Genomic DNA, 19,676 nt, shown 5'->3' with positions numbered 1-19,676 from the left:
AAGACTTACACAGACTGGGGTTAGCAAAAAGTTTTGCTCAGTCATCTCCTGGGGTTAGAGGCAAGCTCTGAGATTGAGAGCTATAATTTTCATATTATTCTCATAATTGTGTGGCGGGTAAATATAGCTCAGCTACTATCAAGCCTTTTATTAAAGAGCAAAGACGTGAATTCATATGAGCAAAATTGTCAATTTAAATATGTCCGATGAGGAGTACGTAAGCCTGTTAAGCCAGAAAAGCCCTTCAGATGAAGAACAGGCTTACGTAAAGCTGCTGGTTTGCTGGGGAGCATCTCCTATGAAGGCGGAACGAGTAGCTCGCATATTAACTAGCCCAATTGCACTTTGGCTGAGAAAAAATTTAGGATGAAAGCTCAAATATTTTCAAATAAGGATACTGCTGCAAAAATTAGGAAAAGACATCCTCCGATTGCCGTAACGGTGCGTTCTGAAATTCTGCCTGCAATCAGTCGCCCACCTACTACAGCGATCGCCGTGCAAATTCCATGTCCTAAAATTGCTCCTGCTGTTACTCCTAATGAGTTATTCGACGCTGCCAAAGTAATAGTAGCAATTTGCGTGCGATCGCCCCATTCTGCTAAGAAAGTCAAAACAAACGCTTCTATCAAAACTCCGATGGAAGTGCGGTTTTGGGAGCGATCGAGTAAAGCTGCTGTTGCTTGCGCCTCATTGCGATCGGATTTATTTGGCATTTGGCTTGCTTCATGCAATAACTTTAGTCCAAAGCCAATAAACAAAATAATTGCAGCGTAATGAATATAACTGCGTGGTAATAGCGATACGACTTGCCCCACCAAAACAGAAATAACAGTCATTGCTACCAAAGCAGCCATGACTCCACTAAATACTAGTTTCCGAGAATATTTAATGGCAAGAATGAAAGCAATGAAAAAGGTTTTATCGCCTAATTCTGATACTGTAATTAGTAGCAAACCCGCAGTAAAAGCTTGTAACAATTCCTCAAACTCCTCAAATTTTTCTTGTTATTTGAGCGAGCTTGAGAAGCGATAAGACACATCACCAAGCTCGCCATGAAACGAACTTAGTGAAGGTCTCGCTTGCAAGATACTGACAGCCACAATCTATAAGCAACTCGCTATGTGGGCTATAAGTTATGTCTTGCCACTTGAACCAGGCTGAATGCCAGTGTGTTGATTCAAGCGTACTAACTAAATTTAGTTAGCTGCTACTCCCCTTCAACTTTATAATCATTATACACATTTTCCAATAATAATTGAAGTAGATTTGATGGTGAGAGATTTGTATCGTTAGGAGTAAATGATTTTCATTTTTGTTTCATATTTTTCAGCTCCTATCTTATTTCAAATAGTTTTGGTTTGCACCACCAATTAGCGATTCTCATAACGTGCTAGTATCCATAGAGCAAAGCGTTCTAATCCAATTAACGTTGCAGTAATCCCCACCGCCAATGCAAACAAGATGAGATTACTTTCATTACCAGAACGCAAGGAAAAGCCTAGGAATGTGGAAACAGCAGGAGGATGTACTACATCCAGCAGAATCATCATGATGATAGTTACAACCATAATGACTCTCGTGGCATACTTTTCTGGCAAAATCTATTTGTTCTGAGAGCGATCTTCGTCTGCCGATTGCTCCAATAGTGCTTGCAAGCGATCGAGCGTACAGGTCAAGCGAGGACGATCTGGATCTGCCAAATCCAGCTTGTCCCAAGGTACTTTGAAGCCGCCGCGAATCTTGCGTGCGCCTAGTCGATGCAGAATAGCTAGCCCAATCGTCCAAGCAGAAAGTCGTTCCAAAATTGCCCCGAAACCAAGTAGGTATTCCTGAATTACCCACTCATCTCCTTGAGGTTGGGCGCGGATTTCCTCAATCCGTCCCACAGGTCTGCCGTCAATGTCTACTACCTGCTTGCCAATTAATAATTCCAAATGAATTTCACGATCCATTACCGTCCCCCTGGAATGCGGGCGATCGCCTGACGCAACCACTGCTCGTAAGCCAAAGCTGGTGTTGCTTCTGCGTCTAAATCTACGTCCACATCAATGCCAACATCGCGCACTTTTGACCAAGGAATTCGATAAGATTCTCCTCGCTTAGCGCCCCACCTACGCTCTAAGGCAATTACCCAACGTGCGATTCGCGGATGCAGTCTGCGGGCGAGTGTTGGCAAACCAGTCTCGATGTAAGCTAATCGTGGCGACTCTCCTTCCCTTAGCTCTACTACGATACCGTCTACTTTGCCCATTTTACGCCCATTGCGATCGACCAATTGATTATCTAATACGTCTCGAATCAAGTCCATTTTTTCTCACTTGCGATCGTCTAAAATCCAAAATCTCAAATCTCAAATCAATTTCAGCCTCCTAAGATTTCTAAAGGAATTGCCACAATCGCCAAGACAAATGCTAGTCCAATCGTGAAAATCACAACAGTATTGCTAATCCAACCATTACGGTGTCGTCCGACGTAGCGATCGTCATTCATCAATACTAAAAACGGCAAAATCGCGATCGGTAGGATAACTGCTGTTAATGCCATTGAAAAGAGAGTCAGTTGCAGCGGATCGATACCTGCTACCATCAGTAGCGAGGCAAGAAAGACAAACACCGTATAGACGAAACTGAATCGAGCCGCATCTTTTGGGCGTAGACTTTCGCCCCAGTTCCACCCCAAAGCTTGAGCCACGATGTAAGCGGTGTCGAGAGTAACTTCCAGTGCAGCACCAAAGCAGGCAATGCCGAGAGACGCTGCAAATAAGATGAAACCCCAGTAGCCAAAAGGTTGAGTCAACATCAGGGCTGCTTGTTCGTAGCTATCGACTTGAATACCTCTAGGATGCAACACCATTGCTGCTACGATCAGGACTCCCAGCGATACAATACTACCAAAACCCATACCTAGACTGGCAACCGCCCGATTAATCCCCAAGTGTCCCTCATCCCATTTATCCTCGACTGCCCCAGAGGAGTAGAAGTAAAACAGGTAAGGACTGATTAATGCTCCTAAGATACTCACGGCAATGAAGCAGTAGCGAACTGAATCTTGACGCGGCAGAGTTGGCAGCAGTCCCGATGCCAATGCAGGTAAGGGGGGATGCAATTTGAAACTCGCTACCACAAATACGAGGGTGATGAGTCCTAACGGGACTTAGACGAATTCTAAGCCCAAATAAAGCCCAGACTGGCTTTATAAGCAGTAAACACGTCCCTATTGTGGTTCAACCATTCCACAAAACGAAAAGATATAGCTGTACGAAAAGCAGACAATGCATCAACAAAAGTTGTTAAATCTTTGTTAGCCCATCGTCGTCTAAATCCGCCTGTTAATTGATGCCAAAGGATAAAGGTGTAAGCAGTGAAAACTAAAATCCAGTGGCGATAAAGGCTGATTTTATCTCTGACTTGATATTCACTCAAACCTAACCAGCCTTTGGCTTCTCGATAAAAAACTTCCACCCAGTTTCTTTGAGAATAAGTTTGTACAAACCATTGAGCGGTTGCTAGAGAGTTACTAACATTCGTCATGAAATAATCAACTTCAGTCTTCTCTGTGAGAGTTGGAGTATTCATCGCAATGGCAAAAACTCGCTCTCCTTCTAACCCAATGGTCTCTGCTGAAAATGTAGCTACCCAAACCGTTCGTGGCTTTTCTAGTGGGAGAGTAATTTCAGTAAAATCCTCTGGCTTTTTGGACTTGGCAACCTCATCTAGCCTAGCTTTTACTCTTGCTGCTCCACTGTCTGATGCTAGGAACATCCGCCGATTCTTTGCCACTCCCACAATGTACTTTAATTTCTTTGCTTCTAGTTGTTGAACAAAGTGACGATTATTTCCATAGCTAGAATCAATCAAGACAATTCTGGGTCGATGACCTCTTTTTAAACATTTCTCGATTCAGTTTAAAGCTAAGTCTGGCTTTTTCACAAATTCTGGATCGTGTTTGCCTTGTAAAGCGCGAAGTTGCGTGCTGATAAAGCTCTACATCTAAGGGTAAACTTTTCACTCCATCATAAAGATGAGTTGTGACAATGACTATGCCATTATCAGTTTTGCCAATCTCTCCAATATATTGTCTTCCCACTCCCGAAGTTAATGTGCCACTTTTCCTATGTCCTGAGTCATCCACGATTAAAGTAAACCCAGAAGCAATTTTTGTCTGACGACAGCTCGCCATGACTTGTAAACGACGCTCATTTATCTCCTCTGCTGACCAAGGAGCCTCAGTTAAAAAATGATGTAATTTGTGGTAAGTTACCCCTACCGCGTGAGAAGACATCTGAAATATGTTTTTTCGTTCGCTTTCTCCTAATAATCCAGCTAAATAGTTCCTAAACTCTCTCCTTTGGGCAGAGCGCGTAAAAACATCATCGAAGCGACAACACCATCTCTCAAAGCAAGGGGGCATAGCTGCGGGAGTTGTTTCTTTCATCAGGCTCTTTTGATGTAAAACTTACTCTATGTCTATATCTTAGCTCATTTATACCTGAGTTTTTGTTTAAGCCTCGCTAACAGGGAAATACCATTCTCAATTAAGCCAAAGTTGCCTTTCCAAAGCATCAGCCAGATTGCAAAGGCAACGGGAAGCGCCCACCAACGAAAAGCTATACCTGTAACTAGTTGCAAGGCAATGCAGACTCCGCCAATCTCGGCTCCCAAGACTAGGAAGTCCACGACGATCTCTGCTAGTAAGGGTAGGACGTAAAAGTTGAATCCAAACCGTTCTCGCACGGCATCTGCAAGCGTGTGTTTGCTAGCAGCTGCTAACCGACCGGACATTTCTACCAAAAAGATGACGCAGATCGTTCCGAGTACAATTGCCCAGATTAACCCAAAGCCGAAACTCGATCCAGCTTCAGCTGACGTGGCGATCGCCCCCACATCTAAAAAGCCGCCGATACTGGTGACAATACCTAAAGCAATTTCTAACAGCTTGCTCATGGTTGTGTCTCCAAGCTGTTTGCGAGGCGGTGAAGTTCTTGTTCGCGTGTGGCGAGTTGTTGTATTTGTTGAGTAACTGTAGCTCGGTTTCCTTGCGCGATCGCTGCCGATAGTAGATGCACGCTTTGCTGAAGCTGCTGTAGCTTGGTTGGTAGATGAGAGTATTTGCGTAGATCTGCTTTGGTCAAGGTATCTACTTCTTGCTGAAGGTTTTTCTCTACTTTCTGAAGTGTCTGCCGAGCGTAAACGTTTGGCACTGCACCTTGCAACCACTCATCGGCGAGTAGGTGTGCTGTCGCCGTCCACGAGCCGATTGTTTGAAGTTCTTTTTTAGCAGCACTGCTAGAGGACTGGCTGTTACAAGCAGTAAGAATTGCTACTAGCAAGACAAAATAAGGCAATCGAAGTAACTGCATAGAATTTGACAAACTCCTAGCTATAAGGAGTTAGCACGATCTTCTCCAATCTCAAAATAGGGTTTAAGTATCTTGCGGAAGATTTTAACTGCGTCAGCAGGTAAGAACGATGTGGAGCAGCTGAAGATAAAATTAGTTTCTAGATTTTACGCTCGGTGAGATTAGCGATCGCCGCAATTAAACTAGCAAGTTCTACTGGTTTTGCTAAATGTGTTTGAAAACCTGCCGCTCGTGCTTGTTGGCGATCGCGATCGCTAGCGTAAGCAGTCAAGGCGATCGCGGGAATTTGTCTGATTCGCTCTACCTTGCTAGTTCTAATCTGACGCATTAACATACAGCCATCTACGTCTGGCATTCCAATATCGCTCAGTATTATATCTGGCTCTGAATCTACTAATGCTCGTAGTGCTTGTTTTGCAGAAGTTACTGTTGTGACGATTGCCCCATACCTTTTGAGGACGAAAGTCATCAGCTCTAGCATATTTGGATTATCGTCCACAACCAATACTTTTACGCCTCCCAGTAACTCATCGTTGCTAATTTCACCTTCAGTTTCCTCTGCGTCCTCTGCTTTCTCTGCTATTTCCAAAAGAGGAATTTTGACGGTAAAAGTTGCCCCCTGCCCAACTCCAGGGCTTTCTGCTTCAACAGTCCCGCCATGTAGTTCTACCAAGTGGCGGACGATTGCTAGCCCTAAGCCCAACCCACCAAATTTTCTAGTGGTAGTGTTATCTGCCTGTTGAAACGACTCAAATACACGGGGAAGAAAATCAGGATGGATGCCTTTGCCTGTGTCAACAACTCGAATTTGAGCGTAGCTGTTATTTGTTAGTTGTTCTCCACGATCGACTATTGACCATTAACTGCCGATCGCTGACAATTGCACCTCAACTTGCCCTCCTTTAGGTGTAAATTTGACAGCATTAGATAGCAAATTCCACATAATTTGCTGTAAGCGTTTAGGATCGCCCGCAATCAAAATTTCTCGATTGGATATTTTTGGATAATTAAATTGATGGTAAGTGGAAAATTCTATATTTTGGCGTGTTTTATTTTCACATTCAGAATTTACAATAGAAAATTTTAGCTCGATCGCTTTTATCTCTGCTGATAAACGCACGGCTTCTATTGCTGCTTCAATAATAGAAACGAGATCGACTGGATGAATTTCTAGACTAAGTTTACCTCGTAAAATTCGAGAGACATCGAATAAATCTTCAATGAGTTGAGTTTGTAATTTAGCATTATACTCAACGATCGCCAAGGCACGATGAGTAGTGGCTCGATCTAGGTTTTGGCGTTGTAGTATTTGCGTCCATCCGAGAATTGGACTGAGAGGCGATCGCAATTCATGGGAAAGCACCGCCAGAAATTCATCTTTGATCCGATTTGCTGCTTCAGCTTCTGCCCGTGCTACCTGCTCTGGCTCCAGTAGTTGAATTCTTTCTGTTTCTACCTGCTGGCGATTTGTAATGTCAGTTAACATGACTAGTACGCCGTTGAACTTGCCCAATGAAGTCAAAATTGGTGTAGAGGAGACAATTGCCCACATCTGGTAGCCATCTCTACAGCGAAAACAGTAGTCAAACTGCTCTTTAAAACCTTGTTCCCATCGCTTAGCTATAATTTCAATGTCAGTTTGATTTGCTGGATCGATAAAATCATAAAAGGAGCGATCGCGCATTTTTTCAACACCATAACCCAACATTTCAGCTAGTCTTTGGTTGACGTATTCAGTTTGCATATCTACGTTCAATAACCAAATACCTTCATAAGCTGTATCGACAATTCGGCGATAGCGTTCTTCACTTAATTTAAGTTTAGCTAAATTGCTTTCGGCTCGCTGTCTAGCAGACCGAACTTCTGCATTGAGCGAACTCACTAGTGAAGCAACTACAGTGAATAAAACTAGATGCAGAAGATTTGCTCCATGCCACAACTGAAAGGTATGAGCTAGAGAATTTAAAAAATAGTTAATACCTACAACAGATAGAACAGTTGCTAATAGTCCAGCTTCCAGTCCACCGTATCAGGCACTAAAAGTTACAGCAGCAAAAAATAAGGAAAAGACGGTCGAACTGAGCAGAGGCTGTAGTAACAGAGTTATTAGTAGAGCAACTACAACAGATAAAGCTGCAACAATATAGCGAGTCAAGCAAAAGTTGCTTAAGTAGCTAAAGTGCAGCCTTGATAAGAAATTTCTCAAGTAGCTCATATTTATCTATTCCCGATCCTAAAGCAATCTATCAAGGTATTCTCTAAAGAAGGAGAGGCTTTTTATCCTACCCTCATCGGAAACTTAGGATAAAGTTTCTTACTAGCAGTAAGTAACCGCATCTATCGTAGCTTGCACGTTAGGGCGAAATCTCTGCTGAGTTATTAAAAAATACCTTAATTGCGCTCAGCAGTAGTATCACTGCAAAAAGCTTTGCCAAAACACCACTAGGCAAAGTTGTACCAATTTTAGCTCCTAGAAATCCACCAAAAAAGAATCCCAAACAAATCAAAGCTGCTATTTTTATGTCTGTATATCCATGTTTGTAGTACACCCAAGCAGCAAGGAAATCTATTGGAGGAACTAGCACGGCTAAAGTAGTGCCTTGAGCCAGATCTTGAGAGAATCCAAACAAAAAAACTAGGGCAGGTAGAATAATGATGCCACCTCCAATTCCAGTCATACCGCTAATGATTCCAGCAGTTAAGCCGAGAATTAAAGCTAGGATAATGTTGTTCATCATCTTTTCTATCTTTGAATTTTTGTAGTTTATAGTAACGAACGAATGAAGATTCTTAAAACAGTCTAATTTTGATATCTTTCTCACGTCTAGGACGGTAGGATTACCGTCCTAGATTGCTAATCTATTCGGATTGCAAATTTGTCAGTTTTACTTTCTAATCTGCTGACTTCAAAGAGGTTTAAACCTGAAAAAACTTACGCAAATTTTTCACTTCTCCTAACATAGGAGTAGCAAGTAAGCTGTATTCAGTTGGAGAGCTGGCTTTCTCTACTAAAGCAATTAGAGTATCTTCAAAGTTTTCGAGTTGAGTAGAACCACCGTGAGAATGGATGGAAGGGCGCAAAGCCTCCCAAGTTTGTCGAATCTTTCCACTTACTGCTCTTAACTTAGTTGTATTCTCAGTTGCCGTCCAAATTTCCAACTCGCGACCGTAGTAGTCAAGCATCGCAATCTCAATAGGTATTTGAGGATCGAAATGCTTTGCCAATTTAGCGGTAATGAGTGTCATCTGATTGGCATCACACATTGCTTGATGGCTTTTAGCAGCAACACTACTTCTGAGTGCAGTAACGTTTGAGTAGAGCTGCGCTAATTCTGCATTAGATGTCTTCATTTCATTTTTTAGTTGCTGGAATGAGTTTTGCAGCAGAGCAAGATATAGCTCAGCCTCTTGCCATTTTTGCAGCTTTACTATGTTGTAAATCGATCTAGCGTAATCGTTAATTTGATTTAGCGTAGCTCCTCGATAGTCGCTAGCTTCTTTAATCCGATCGCCTGTTGAACCTAACGCTTTTGTAGTATTGCTATTCCCTTCATTGCGATCGCCAACTTCGATTGTCTCATCGCTTGTTGGAGATGGGGCTGCATAGGATATCGGCACTGATACACTCAGAATCAAAGCTGCAACTAAACTTGTCGTTAAAATTAACTTTGTTGTTAGTTTCATTGTGAGAATCTCCTTATTATGCAGATTTTTGATTTCACTCTGTATGTGTGGGCAACAAAGAGTTTCAGGAGTTTTCAGTCAAAAGTGTATCAGATAGATATGACAAAAGCGTGTCGAAAATTTTACAAAGGCGTAATATTTCCTGGCTGACGCAATTTATCGTAGATATAAAAAGTTAAAAACTTGGAAAGATTGCTATTTTTTTACTTGACTTGTTTTTTACTTAATAGAAATCGATATCAAACGCTCAAATAAGAAACATAAATACTATGACAGAGCAAAGTGAAATCAAAATGAAATTCTGCTATTTCTTTAGGCGTATATCCATGTTTAGCCGCGCGAAAGTGCGTGGCATCGATCCAAGATTGTTTTAATTTTCTAAGGGAAGTCGTACTGTAAACGTACTGCTTTGTCCGAGTTGACTTTGAACGGAGATACTACCTCGGTGTACAGAAGCGATCGCATCTGCAATCGGCAATCCCAGTCCAGATCCTCCTGTACGTCGAGAACGATCTTGTTGGACTCGATAAAAACGGTTAAAAATCTGTATTTGTTCCTCTGGAGCAATCCCAACCCCTGTATCTTGGATTTGAATTAAGGCTTCACGTTCGTTATAAGTTAGCAACAGCGCCACTTTGCCTCTACTGGGAGTAGCTTGGATGGCATTGACAATCAGATTAGAAATCATGCGATAAAGCTGTTCTTCATTGCCCTTAACATGCAAGGGTTCCTGCGGTTGCGGTTGCATTACCAGCGTCACATGCGCTTCAACTGCAACAAATGCCAGTTCCTCAATTATGTCGCTCAGCAAATCGTTCAGACAGCACGACGAAAATTGTCCTGCCAGTCGTCCATCTATCCGCGCCAGTAGCAACAAATCTCCTACCAATTGGGAAAGCCGTTTACTCTGGCGTTTGAGTACTGCTAGCTTATATCCAATTTCTGACCCTTCGAGTTGTCCGTGCAGTGTTAGTATCGCTTCAACAGTAGACTGTATTGCCGCTAAAGGTGTGCGAAACTCATGGGCAGCATCGGCGGTGAACTGTTGCATTTGTTGATAAGACCGATATACAGGTTGCATTGCTAAACCAGCCAGCCACCAACTCGACCAAACAACTAAAAGCACTGTAGCCAGCCATCCTATCAACAGAATTAACCTTAAAACAGTTAGATGCCGATCTAAGTCACTCAGCGATCGCCCAACTTGCAAGTATCCCCAAAGATTCTTTTTAAGATATAGTGGCTGTTCGATTTGTCGATAGCGAGTCCCAAAAGAATTGATTAGCGTTTGCCAATTTTCGATCTGTATAGAATCCATTTGGGATCTATCTAAGCAGTCGCTAGTCTTTTCAGCATCAGTCGGACAAAACAAAGATTAACCTTGGTAGTGGCATGAGCGAGAGTTCTTTCAAAATTTTTGACCAAACTTTTACACCTTTCCATCCAAGAGTTGGTTCTTTCTATTACCCATCTACCTTTAACTGGGACAAAGCCTGTTTTTCCTTCGTTCTTCTGCGCTTTTGATGGTTTAGCTGACAGCTCGAACTTAATCTTGGTCATAATAGCCGGATAAATCTTCTTCAACTCCTCTTCTATTTGTTTGGGATGATATCCATTGTCGAGAAGGATAGTTATCTTGGGAATGTTAACAGGTTTAGATTTGAAGTAATCGATGTGAACAGACAACATTTCAATTAATCCCCTATCGTCAGATACGTTAGCAGCAGTGCAGTGACTAAAAAAAGGAAACCCCAAGGTATCCACTGCTAAATGCCTTTTAATTCCGTTCGTGGCTTTGTAAAAACAAAACCCCTTCGACTCTAGACTGGCATTACAAGTGTTTTTCACCGCTTGTGAGTCAATGATAATTAAGGTTGTCCATTTGGCTTTTTTTTTATCTGTTGGCGGACTCGTCCATGCAACACATCCCTGAGCTGCTCGATTACCCCTTCTGCTCGCCACTGTTTATAGTGCCAAAATACTGTTGAATAGGGTGGCAAATCTTTAGGTAAGTCTTCCCAATTGCACCCATTTTTGAGTTGATACAAAACACCATCCAGAATCTGCCGCTTTGTCCACTTGGGGGGTCTGGTTTTCTTCTTCTGGGGCAGCAAGGGTTCAATCATGTCCCATTCTCGGTCGCTCAGACTGCTGGAATATGGCATTGCGATCCTGATTGCGTCAAAATCCTATTCTATGAGATCCCAAATGGGTTCTATAGAATTAGCAGCGGTGAGTTCTCGAACATACTTTTTTCGAGCCAATTTCAACTCCAGGGGCGATATTACGTCTAAAATCCACCCATGAAATTTATTCTGTCGGTGTAAAGCGATCGCCAGTATTGCAACCTGTGCGGGAGTTAGATAAACTACGAGTCCTTCAGTAATTACTAGTACCTTTTTTGCTGTAGCATTCACTTTAGTAAAAAAAGCATGACTAGCAGCGAGATCGGTAAGATCTAACTTCACCAATTCAAGAAAACAGTTTGGAGACTCACCACTCAGTTTTTGTTGTTTGTATTCCAGAATGGCTGGTAAGTCCACTTCAATCCAGCGAAGAGATGCAGGAAGTGAGAGTCGGTACGGTCGCGTATCGAGTCCCGCACCTAAATTTAGTACGGTATCAATTCCTTCTCGCTCTATGCTTTGTAATACTAACCGATCGATAATGCAGGTACGTACAACTAGCAACCATCCAGCCGATTCACCGCCACCGAGCTGCACGATCTGTTCTCCCCGCTTCCCAGCTAAGGTGCGAGCAAAGCGATCGCAAAAAAGAGCGTCTGAGCGTTCGGATTCTATGGCGCGGTAGATCGCTACTCCATAGGCAGTATCGGAAATGTTCTGAATTGGAAAGGATGCATTCATGCGCGATCGCCATTCATCACTTTCAAAGCGTCGGCTGCTGTTTTTAGTACGCCTTGCCACTCCGAACAACTAATGTATTCGCGATCGGCAGCCTCTATTCCCACTGCCGTAAACACTCGCTCGATTGCATCGATGACAGCCATAACTAACTGCACTTCGCGATCGTCTTTGAGAAAAACACCAATCGCACCTTCAGGATTTTTAATCAAATTCGTGTCATCGTAAACAAAGTCAAATGCTAACTCAAAATAAATTAAGTGAACGGCAAAGTCATCCCAACAGTCATCGTCAATCTCAGATGACAACTCCCGTTCCAACAGCATTTGACGTTGATATTCTGCATCAGCCAAAACAATCAGATGCCCAAGTAGCTGTTCTCTTAGCTCTGGCGATCTCAGCAAAACTCGATCTTCGGACATGGAATTCATATTTCTTATCTGTTTTTGGGTTACTTCGTACTCTAGACAGCAAGTGTTAAGGACTCGGAAAGATTTCTTCGTGCTGGAAAAATTCCGCTCGACGAGACTGACAAGCAGGCAATTTCTTGTATGTGTTAAATTGCACGTCCAAGGTATCCTCGAACAAAAGCTCTGCCCCTTCAAGCGGGAGCCGTAAGTTTTTCGTAACGATTTAGATGTCACGCAGAATCTCTACTCCTACCCGACTAGATGCATCTTGTGCGCCGATTATGGCAACTGCGGTAGAAGCGATCGCCGCTCCAGCCAACAACACCAAGTAAACCCAAGGTACTGAGAGCAGTTCTGGCGGTGGATCGAAGACTCCGGTTAGCACTTTAACTAACATTTGCGCTACGCCAAAGCCCAGCACAGTGCCGATGACACCACCACCAACTAGAATTAGTAGCCCTTCACTGTAGAGAAACCCCCCTAGTTGGTTATCCTTAGCTCCTAATGCAGCCAAGATCGCAAAGTTGCGTCTTCGCTCAGCCATACCAAGTGCCATTACCAGACCTGTTGCCCCAGTTAGCAACAGCACTGCAAAAATTAGTTCTAAGCGGGTCAAACCGCGTAAATCCACAGCAGTGAGACTGGAACTGATAGTATGTTGCGCCGAACCAATGTCAGTCACTTTGGCTCCAGTCAAGGAAGTGACTACCTGACGCGCTCGCTCGGCAATTTGGACAGCACTGCCTTTAGTACGCATTAACACGATCTCTGCTGCATCATTGTTCGTTTGCCGAGCGACGTAACTGGCGTTAGCGACCAGGAAAGAATCTTTCGGTGCTGTGGGAAATTCTTTGATAATGCCAATGAAATGAAATGGTACGACGCGATACTGCTTATCTTTAGCATTTTGCAGCCGGAGATTCAGGCGATCGCCCTTTTTCAACTGATAGTCTTTAACGGTTTCCTCAGAAACTAATACACCATCAGGACGAGTTGCCAGCGATGCTAGCGTCGTTTGGGCATTTCCGCCAGCAAAGTATGCATCTACCAACTTAGTTGCTTCAGTCAAATGCAAAGGGTCGATCCCGTAAAGGTCTTGTAAGTCCGTACCAACGTAGGCAAACCGATGCAGCATGGGTTGAGTGCTAACAACACCAGGTATGGCTGACAGTTGACTTTGTATAGAGGTTGGAATCCCACCAGAACCAGGAGGTTGCATGACCGTAACATCGGAACCGTTGGTAAGTTCGGCATCCACTCGCGATTGAGCGTTATAAGTCGTGTTGAAAACTGCTGTAGAGATGGCAAAAGAAAAGGCAAGTGCTACCAATACTATCCCGCGAGTCATTAAACTCCGTTGGCGACTTAAAGCAGCTGCAACGACACCAGAAAGAGAACCCAAGACTGGATGTAATATCCGAGCGATCGGATATCGACCCCGATCGAGTATCGCGTTCCAGAAACGCATGGTCAATAGTCCTGCACCCAGCCACAGACAGAGAGGCGCAATAAATGTCTCGTATGAAACCGATGTTTGCGGTACTCCTTCAGGTGCTAATACTACTTGATAACCCGTACTAGCCGTTTGCCAAAATAAAATCGCCGCAGCGGTTAAAAAGAAGAAGTCTAAATAGACTTGCTGCCATAAAGGTTTTCGCCTGCTACCGATCGCTGCTCGTGCCGCCGTGACTGTAGAACTGCGAGCTTGTTGCCAAGCGGGAAGAAGCACTGCCAACAGCGCCAGCATCAATCCGAGCAAGGCTGCACCAGCAATCCAGAAAAATGTCGCTTGCCCAGCTAGCATTCCAACTGGGGCAATCGTGCTAGCGGCTGCATAGGTGAGTCCGATCCCCAGAATTATGCCACCAATCCCCACAGTGAGAGCCTCTATACTTGCAAGCTGGAGAATTTGTGACGTGCTTGCTCCACGAGCGCGTAGTAGTGCCTGCTCTTGACGGCGACGATCTTTACCAGTAGCGGCAACAGCAATAGTGAGTAGCACTGCCAAGATCGCTCCTGGCAGCCCTAAGAACAAAAACAGGACTTGCGAATAAAGGGCATCAGCACGCACTCCATCCAATCGCGCCGCCAAATTGTTACCGACAATGCCACGACCGGTAATCCGTGCTTCCAAGTTTTTTGCTAGTTGCTGCACGTAAATGTAAGCAACACTGGGATTGCTGGGTAGATTATGGGCGATGCGGACGTGAAGTTGAGTGCGGATATCGGGTCTGACTGCGGCTTGCGGGTCAAAAAACTGATGCCATCGGTTCAGGGGTAGCAATATGACATTATCTGGAGGAGCCTGCGGAGCTACGCCTGCTGGCACTCCCACAGCCTGGAAGAGAGAATCGGCATAGGGTAAATCGACGACACCATCAACTTTAACGGCGATCGCGGGTAAGCCGACTCGTTTAATACTGACGGTATCGCCTACGGTGACTTGCAAATTAGCTGCCGTTTGTTGGGCTACGAGTACTCCATCGAGCGAACCAATTAAAGGGCGCAACTGAGTCGGAAAATCTTGGCGGTATTGCGGGGCGATGCCTAGAACTTTACCTGCTCCTGTAGTTTGGACAGTGCCATGCGTGTCGGCGACGAAGCCTTCGCTATCTGCATAGCCCACCTGCTGCAATGCTGTGTAGGATGTAGACTGACCGACTGCGCCGATGACGGTTTTGGCATCAGTACTGGATGCCAGTTGGATTTGCCAGTCTACAGGTACGGAGGCGATCGCCCGTTGAGTCATCGAAGCCGCACTGGAAACAGTAAACGCACCAATCGAGGCTAATATAGCTACGGTTAGAGCAACGCCAACTATTGCCCCTAATAGACGAGCGGGACGACTCGATAGCAAGCCTCTCAGCCAAAGTATAAAAATCATTACTAATTGCCAAGTGCTAATTGTTTGTTACTGCTCGTTAAGAGATTTCCATGCCGGACGTACCACAAGCTATCGAGACGCTCTGCAACTGCTCGATCGTGGGTAGCGACGACTAGCGCCGTGTCCGTACCTTCTAGAGTTGCCAGTAACACGTCGAGTAACAGCTTGGCAGTGGAGCGATCGAGTTGACCTGTGGGTTCGTCTGCCAGAATCAGCCGAGGACGATAGACTAAAGCCCTTGCCACTGCTACCCGCTGCGCCTGTCCGCCAGAAAGTTCTTCCGGCATTTTGTCAGCGATCGCGCTGAGTCCTATGCGCTCCAATACTTCCATTGCTGCTTTTCTGGCAACATAAGGCTCTATGTTTCCCAGTAGCAGCGGCAGTGCTACATTTTCTACTACATTTAGAGGAGCTAAAAGACTGGGCATCTGAAAGACGAAGGCGATCTTTTGAGGGCGCAAAGACTTGCGATCGCCAAGAGCCGTCCAAGCAATTTTTCCAGATGTGGGAGTATCGAGACCGCCCATTAAATAAAGTAGCGTAGACTTGCCGCTGCCCGATGGTCCCATCAAGGCAATCCGCGCACCTGACGTTATCGCAAATGTAGCAGAGTCAACAGCTACCACAGAATTCTCGCCCCGTTGATAAACGCGCCTGAGATTTTGCGCTTCAACTAGCATTTCAACCATAAATAACTCTCCCGTCTTGTAGCTGTATAATCCGATCGGCGTGAGCAGCCAACAAATTACTATGCGTGGCAATCAGGGTTGCGCCCCCTTCTTGACGACGCGCTTTGAAAAGATTCAGAAGCTTCAGTTCGGTTTCGGCATCGACTTCTCCAGTTGGTTCGTCTGCCAGTAACAAGCTAGGGTTAGTCGCCAACGCTACGGCTAAACCAGCCCGCGCCGCCTCGCCTCCTGACAATTGCGACGGACGGGCTTTGGATCGCTCTTGCAGACCAACCCAAGCGATTAAATCTTTCACTCGCTGCTCGTCTAGCTTTCTTGCCAGGTGCATCTTGAGTCGGATGTTGTCTTCCACGGAAAGATATTCAAACAAATTGCCTGACTGGAGTAGAATCCCAATATTTGCGGCACGCATCCTCGCCCTTTCAAACTCTGGGCGACGAGTCAGGCGTTTTCCCACTAACTCTACGTATCCGCCGTCAGGTTCGTCGAGTCCGGCAAGGCAAGCAAGCAGGGTAGACTTACCACTGCCAGATGCCCCCATGACAACGACAATTTCGCCCTTGGCAATTTGAATGCTCGCGCCGCGTAGTGCCAAAGTTTCTTCTTCCCTAGCGTGGTAAAAGCGATAAAGCTCGAAGGCTTCTAGAATTGGCATAGTTTACATCCACTTGAAGCTACGGGAGATTCGTTGCCATTGATCTACGTTGTCTGCACCTTGCGGAGCATAGAGTCTGAGTGTTGCTAATTTGCCTTGTTGAAAAAACAGATAATTGTTATTTTCTAGACGTACCTGCTTGCCTGTAACCGGATCGGGATCGGAGTTGGATGTATATTCAATCAGAACAGCCTGTCCGTTAGGGAGCGTCACATCCTTGACGTTTGCCACTTTTACAGCTCTGCCAGACTTTTCTAAATTGGATATTTGTTGAGTTTTAACGGTGTTAGCAGTAGGTGCAGTAGTTGCATTGGCGATCGCTATCTGCATGCCATCTAGTTTGTTAACAAAGCTGACATTGCTACCCTTTGTCTGACGCGCCCAACCTTCCGGTACTTCTAACTGGTAGCCTCCGACTGTGGATTTGTAATTGACAAAAACTTGCGTATCTGGGATGTCACCTGGGGGATTTTTTTCTGGCGTTATAGCTGGTTCGTTCGCCGCGATCGCGCTACCCGAACTTGCATTGAGTGCTAGTGATGCCGCGATCGTGTTATGAGTTGCAGCGTTACGATCTAGGGTGCTGCTAGAAGTTTGAGGCATAACTGCTACCGGAATTTGCTGTTTTCCATATACAGTCCGTGCTAGCCCCGCAGCGATCGGAGTACCTGCAAAAGCTGCCGTCAGAGCAATTTTAGTAAGAGTTTTCATAATGCGACTCTATTTAAACGGTAATTTCACTCTAGAAGGCAAACGTCAAGAACTTGGAAAGAATTTGCTTGACGATTAAATAGAAAAATTCCCAGCTAAAAGCAGGGAATGGGCAGGTATGAGGAGAGGTACATCTCATACTCAAAAGCTCAGGCTCTTGTGGAGCGATCGATTGCTTCACAAGAGACATTGCAGAATATGGATGCTCTCGTCGCATTAGCTTAGGTAACAAATGTTAAGAACTCAGAAAGATTCATGCAAATAGATAAAATTCCATTGCGATTTAAAATCGTTCTCCGATGCCAAAGTTGATTCGGTTGTCTCCCCGATCGCTCAAACCGTAGTCAATCCGAATTAAGCCTAGCGGAGACTGTACTCGCACACCCAAGCCATAGCCAAAACCACTACCTGGTTTTTCCCGCTCTCCAGCAGGATTACCTGGTATGCTGCTGGCGCTGCCTAAGTCACTCGCAGCATCAACAAATAGCGCGCCATTCAGGATGGAGAAAATGGGGAAACGATACTCAGCGGCTGCCTGCACGAAGCTGCGACCGCTGCCTACTTCTCCTTCTCCATAACCCCGAACGGAGTTACTACCACCCAGAGAAAAAGCTTCGTAAGGTGGGAGATCGCCTAGTACCGTTCCCGCTTGTAAATTAAAAGCAAGAGTTTGTGGACCTTGAACTAGGCTAATAAATTTAACAGGAATGTACTGACTGTAGTTAGCTCGTAGCCGATTGAGAAAAATACTACCCAGTCCTACTGGCACGGACTGCTCGACACCAAATCGGAAGACAGAGCCACTGGTTGGTTGCAATGGATCGTTACGGCGATCGCTGACCGCTCCTAATTGCAAAGTTAGCAAATCGTCTTTCCCTTCCCCAGAGAAGCTGAGGTTGTTACCCAGTTCGTCTTTGGAACTGAGCCTGCCATTCGCATCGCGGATTGAGACTCTTTGATACTCCAACCCAGCCGAAGCCGTCCATTCAGACTTGTATAAAGGATTTTTGGAGAGCGGACGGGTGAAGGTAATGCCGCTACCCAGACGTAACACGCGGGGGCGATCGCCATTGGGGAGATCGATATTCTTCTTACCGCCATCAAAAGTCAAAGAAATCGATTTGCGCCTAAACCCATTGACTGTATAAGAAGTTCGATAGGGATCGCCAGCAATCCAGGGATCGGTAAAACGGACATCAAACAGGACTTCTCGCTGCCCTACCTGTGCCTCTGCACCGAGACTTTGGTTTTTTCCTCCCAAGTTCTGCTGTTGATAGCTCAGACCCCCATAAATGCCGTTAGCAGAGCTTAAGCCCCCAGATAGCCCTACAGAACCAGTATTGCGCTCGTCAACATTCATGACAACAATGACTTGGCGTGGGTCTTGACCGGGATTGAGCGAGACATTGACATCTTCAAATAAGCCCAGTTTATAAACCCGTTGTAAGTCTTTTTGCACTGTGTTGCGGTTAAAGACTTGCCCAGGTTTCAACTCTAGTTCCCGCCTAATGACAAACTGGCGCGTGCGTCCTTTCAGGGGATATCCTCGATCGTCCGTATCATTACCTTCTTTGTTACGAAAATGGACTCGAACATCTTCCACTACCCCTTCGGCTACAGACAGCGTAACGGTTCCATCTGATGCAACTTGTGGAGCCTCGAATACTTGAGCTAGTACGTAACCATTATCTCGATACCACTTGTTGAGTTGCCCAATACCTTCTTGCAAGCGACGCAGATTGAGAATGCTGCCGTATTGCTCGTGAAATGTTTTATCCACAACGCTCTGGGGTAGTACGGATGGAACCCCTGTATCTGCATTGGCTTGTACTCTTACAGCACTGAGGACTGGATTGGGCTGTACGAAAAAAGTTACCCGTACGCCAACTGGTGTATCTTCTGGTTTTGCCTGGACGTTGGAGAAAAAACCCGTTGCAAAGATGGCATTAATATCTTCTCGTAGTTGTGTCCGAGTTGTCGGCTGTCCCGATTGAGTCCGAATTGCTTTGTAAACTTGGTTTTGTAGCTCCTGCGATAGTTCGCCTGTTTCAGCCTTGACTAAAATCTCTGCCACTAGGACTTGGGGTTCTGACAACTTGGGAGTTGTGTTTGGTTGAGCATTTGCTGGAGCTGGTGAGGTAGTGGGTGGAGATGGATTAGAAGGTTGTTTGCTGTCGGGAGGTGGAGATTTAGGAGAGGCAGCCTCAGAAGGTAGCTGCGCTAGCAAAATTTGCCATAGGCTAGCGATCGCCATTACTGACAACCACGCGGGAGATAGGTGCATTGGTATCGTTTTCTTAGTAAAAAATCATGCGGTCGAGTGAGAACAAACGCAATCAAAACAACACGACTGGGTAAAATTAGGTAAGATAGTGCGTTCTGAAGATGAGAAATGTTCCTGTTGTGAGGCGAGTCATCTC

General features: G+C 45.1%; 18 protein-coding genes and 3 pseudogenes. All 21 read right to left on the bottom strand.

Features of this window, described 5'->3' with window-relative positions:
* Nucleotides 1–374 precede the first annotated feature (374 nt).
* Nucleotides 375–977: a TMEM165/GDT1 family protein gene (locus CHRO_RS29285; protein WP_015163243.1), complete on the bottom strand. Its 603-nt coding sequence runs from the start codon at nucleotides 975–977 to the stop codon at nucleotides 375–377.
* 393 nt (nucleotides 978–1,370) lie between these two features.
* Nucleotides 1,371–1,568: a hypothetical protein gene (locus CHRO_RS29280; RefSeq protein ID WP_342669362.1), complete on the bottom strand. Its 198-nt coding sequence runs from the start codon at nucleotides 1,566–1,568 to the stop codon at nucleotides 1,371–1,373.
* Between the two features lie 33 nt (nucleotides 1,569–1,601).
* Nucleotides 1,602–1,952: a hypothetical protein gene (locus CHRO_RS29275; protein WP_015163242.1), complete on the bottom strand. Its 351-nt coding sequence runs from the start codon at nucleotides 1,950–1,952 to the stop codon at nucleotides 1,602–1,604.
* Nucleotides 1,952–2,308 (bottom strand): PRC-barrel domain-containing protein, encoded by a 357-nt coding sequence (locus CHRO_RS29270; RefSeq protein WP_015163241.1) that lies wholly within the window; start codon nucleotides 2,306–2,308, stop codon nucleotides 1,952–1,954. The genes CHRO_RS29275 and CHRO_RS29270 overlap by 1 nt, the downstream gene beginning before the upstream one ends.
* 53 nt (nucleotides 2,309–2,361) lie before the next feature.
* Nucleotides 2,362–3,138 carry an NRAMP family divalent metal transporter gene (locus tag CHRO_RS29265; RefSeq protein WP_281168670.1) on the bottom strand — a complete coding sequence of 259 codons (777 nt, stop codon included), beginning with the start codon at nucleotides 3,136–3,138 and terminating at the stop codon, nucleotides 2,362–2,364.
* A gap of 26 nt (nucleotides 3,139–3,164) precedes the next feature.
* Nucleotides 3,165–4,434, bottom strand: a pseudogene (locus CHRO_RS29260) (IS701 family transposase).
* 77 nt (nucleotides 4,435–4,511) lie between these two features.
* Nucleotides 4,512–4,943 (bottom strand): annotated as a pseudogene (locus tag CHRO_RS29255) (divalent metal cation transporter); the annotation flags it as partial.
* Nucleotides 4,940–5,359 carry a hypothetical protein gene (locus CHRO_RS29250; RefSeq protein ID WP_015163238.1) on the bottom strand — a complete coding sequence of 140 codons (420 nt, stop codon included), beginning with the start codon at nucleotides 5,357–5,359 and terminating at the stop codon, nucleotides 4,940–4,942. The pseudogene CHRO_RS29255 and the gene CHRO_RS29250, both read right to left, overlap by 4 nt.
* A gap of 139 nt (nucleotides 5,360–5,498) precedes the next feature.
* Nucleotides 5,499–7,379: pseudogene (locus CHRO_RS35005) on the bottom strand (hybrid sensor histidine kinase/response regulator).
* Nucleotides 7,380–7,713: 334 nt separating this feature from the next.
* Nucleotides 7,714–8,094, bottom strand: coding sequence for a TSUP family transporter (locus CHRO_RS29235; RefSeq protein WP_041463621.1), 381 nt, complete (start codon nucleotides 8,092–8,094; stop codon nucleotides 7,714–7,716).
* A 181-nt stretch (nucleotides 8,095–8,275) separates the two neighbouring features.
* Entirely contained in the window at nucleotides 8,276–9,043 is a 768-nt protein-coding gene (locus tag CHRO_RS29230; RefSeq protein ID WP_015163236.1) for a hypothetical protein, read from the bottom strand.
* Nucleotides 9,044–9,413: 370 nt separating this feature from the next.
* Nucleotides 9,414–10,361 carry a two-component system sensor histidine kinase RppB gene (gene rppB / locus CHRO_RS29225; protein WP_051033391.1) on the bottom strand — a complete coding sequence of 316 codons (948 nt, stop codon included), beginning with the start codon at nucleotides 10,359–10,361 and terminating at the stop codon, nucleotides 9,414–9,416.
* An 11-nt stretch (nucleotides 10,362–10,372) separates the two neighbouring features.
* Nucleotides 10,373–10,909, bottom strand: a complete 537-nt coding sequence (locus tag CHRO_RS29220; protein ID WP_041463693.1) for a transposase — start codon at nucleotides 10,907–10,909, stop codon at nucleotides 10,373–10,375.
* Between the two features lie 2 nt (nucleotides 10,910–10,911).
* Nucleotides 10,912–11,208 (bottom strand): transposase, encoded by a 297-nt coding sequence (locus CHRO_RS29215; RefSeq protein ID WP_015163233.1) that lies wholly within the window; start codon nucleotides 11,206–11,208, stop codon nucleotides 10,912–10,914.
* 24 nt (nucleotides 11,209–11,232) lie between these two features.
* Nucleotides 11,233–11,970: a class I SAM-dependent methyltransferase gene (locus CHRO_RS29210; protein WP_181824417.1), complete on the bottom strand. Its 738-nt coding sequence runs from the start codon at nucleotides 11,968–11,970 to the stop codon at nucleotides 11,233–11,235.
* On the bottom strand, nucleotides 11,907–12,338 hold the full coding sequence (locus CHRO_RS29205) for an SCO4402 family protein (RefSeq protein WP_181824416.1): 432 nt from the start codon (nucleotides 12,336–12,338) through the stop codon (nucleotides 11,907–11,909). The genes CHRO_RS29210 and CHRO_RS29205 overlap by 64 nt, the downstream gene beginning before the upstream one ends.
* Nucleotides 12,339–12,540: 202 nt before the next feature.
* A complete protein-coding gene (locus CHRO_RS29200; protein WP_015163230.1) occupies nucleotides 12,541–15,201 on the bottom strand; it encodes an ABC transporter permease in 2,661 nt (886 codons plus the stop codon).
* Nucleotides 15,202–15,203: 2 nt separating this feature from the next.
* Nucleotides 15,204–15,890, bottom strand: a complete 687-nt coding sequence (locus tag CHRO_RS29195) for an ABC transporter ATP-binding protein (protein WP_015163229.1) — start codon at nucleotides 15,888–15,890, stop codon at nucleotides 15,204–15,206.
* Nucleotides 15,883–16,545 (bottom strand): ABC transporter ATP-binding protein, encoded by a 663-nt coding sequence (locus CHRO_RS29190; RefSeq protein ID WP_015163228.1) that lies wholly within the window; start codon nucleotides 16,543–16,545, stop codon nucleotides 15,883–15,885. Before CHRO_RS29190 ends, CHRO_RS29195 begins: the two co-directional genes overlap by 8 nt.
* Before the next feature lie 3 nt (nucleotides 16,546–16,548).
* Nucleotides 16,549–17,256, bottom strand: coding sequence for a hypothetical protein (locus CHRO_RS29185; RefSeq protein WP_015163227.1), 708 nt, complete (start codon nucleotides 17,254–17,256; stop codon nucleotides 16,549–16,551).
* Between the two features lie 283 nt (nucleotides 17,257–17,539).
* Nucleotides 17,540–19,540 carry a BamA/TamA family outer membrane protein gene (locus CHRO_RS29180; protein ID WP_015163226.1) on the bottom strand — a complete coding sequence of 667 codons (2,001 nt, stop codon included), beginning with the start codon at nucleotides 19,538–19,540 and terminating at the stop codon, nucleotides 17,540–17,542.
* Nucleotides 19,541–19,676 lie beyond the last annotated feature (136 nt).

The organism is Chroococcidiopsis thermalis PCC 7203 (genome assembly GCF_000317125.1).
Classification (GTDB): Bacteria; Cyanobacteriota; Cyanobacteriia; order Cyanobacteriales; family Chroococcidiopsidaceae; genus Chroococcidiopsis; species Chroococcidiopsis thermalis.
The sequence above is the reverse complement of the archived record's forward strand: the minus strand, read 5'-3'. Positions and strand labels throughout refer to the sequence as shown.

What these genes read in the sequence shown, in the direction of transcription:
- CHRO_RS29280 (WP_342669362.1), bottom strand. Translation starts at nt 1,568, where the DNA reads ATGGTTGTAACTATCATCATGATGATTCTGCTGGATGTAGTACATCCT.
- CHRO_RS29270 (WP_015163241.1), bottom strand. Translation starts at nt 2,308, where the DNA reads ATGGACTTGATTCGAGACGTATTAGATAATCAATTGGTCGATCGCAAT.
- CHRO_RS29235 (WP_041463621.1), bottom strand. Translation starts at nt 8,094, where the DNA reads ATGAACAACATTATCCTAGCTTTAATTCTCGGCTTAACTGCTGGAATC.
- CHRO_RS29195 (WP_015163229.1), bottom strand. Translation starts at nt 15,890, where the DNA reads ATGGTTGAAATGCTAGTTGAAGCGCAAAATCTCAGGCGCGTTTATCAA.
- CHRO_RS29200 (WP_015163230.1), bottom strand. Translation starts at nt 15,201, where the DNA reads ATGATTTTTATACTTTGGCTGAGAGGCTTGCTATCGAGTCGTCCCGCT.
- CHRO_RS29275 (WP_015163242.1), bottom strand. Translation starts at nt 1,952, where the DNA reads ATGGATCGTGAAATTCATTTGGAATTATTAATTGGCAAGCAGGTAGTA.
- rppB (WP_051033391.1), bottom strand. Translation starts at nt 10,361, where the DNA reads ATGGATTCTATACAGATCGAAAATTGGCAAACGCTAATCAATTCTTTT.
- CHRO_RS29205 (WP_181824416.1), bottom strand. Translation starts at nt 12,338, where the DNA reads ATGAATTCCATGTCCGAAGATCGAGTTTTGCTGAGATCGCCAGAGCTA.
- CHRO_RS29185 (WP_015163227.1), bottom strand. Translation starts at nt 17,256, where the DNA reads ATGAAAACTCTTACTAAAATTGCTCTGACGGCAGCTTTTGCAGGTACT.
- CHRO_RS29215 (WP_015163233.1), bottom strand. Translation starts at nt 11,208, where the DNA reads ATGCCATATTCCAGCAGTCTGAGCGACCGAGAATGGGACATGATTGAA.
- CHRO_RS29250 (WP_015163238.1), bottom strand. Translation starts at nt 5,359, where the DNA reads ATGCAGTTACTTCGATTGCCTTATTTTGTCTTGCTAGTAGCAATTCTT.
- CHRO_RS29230 (WP_015163236.1), bottom strand. Translation starts at nt 9,043, where the DNA reads ATGAAACTAACAACAAAGTTAATTTTAACGACAAGTTTAGTTGCAGCT.
- CHRO_RS29190 (WP_015163228.1), bottom strand. Translation starts at nt 16,545, where the DNA reads ATGCCAATTCTAGAAGCCTTCGAGCTTTATCGCTTTTACCACGCTAGG.
- CHRO_RS29180 (WP_015163226.1), bottom strand. Translation starts at nt 19,540, where the DNA reads ATGCACCTATCTCCCGCGTGGTTGTCAGTAATGGCGATCGCTAGCCTA.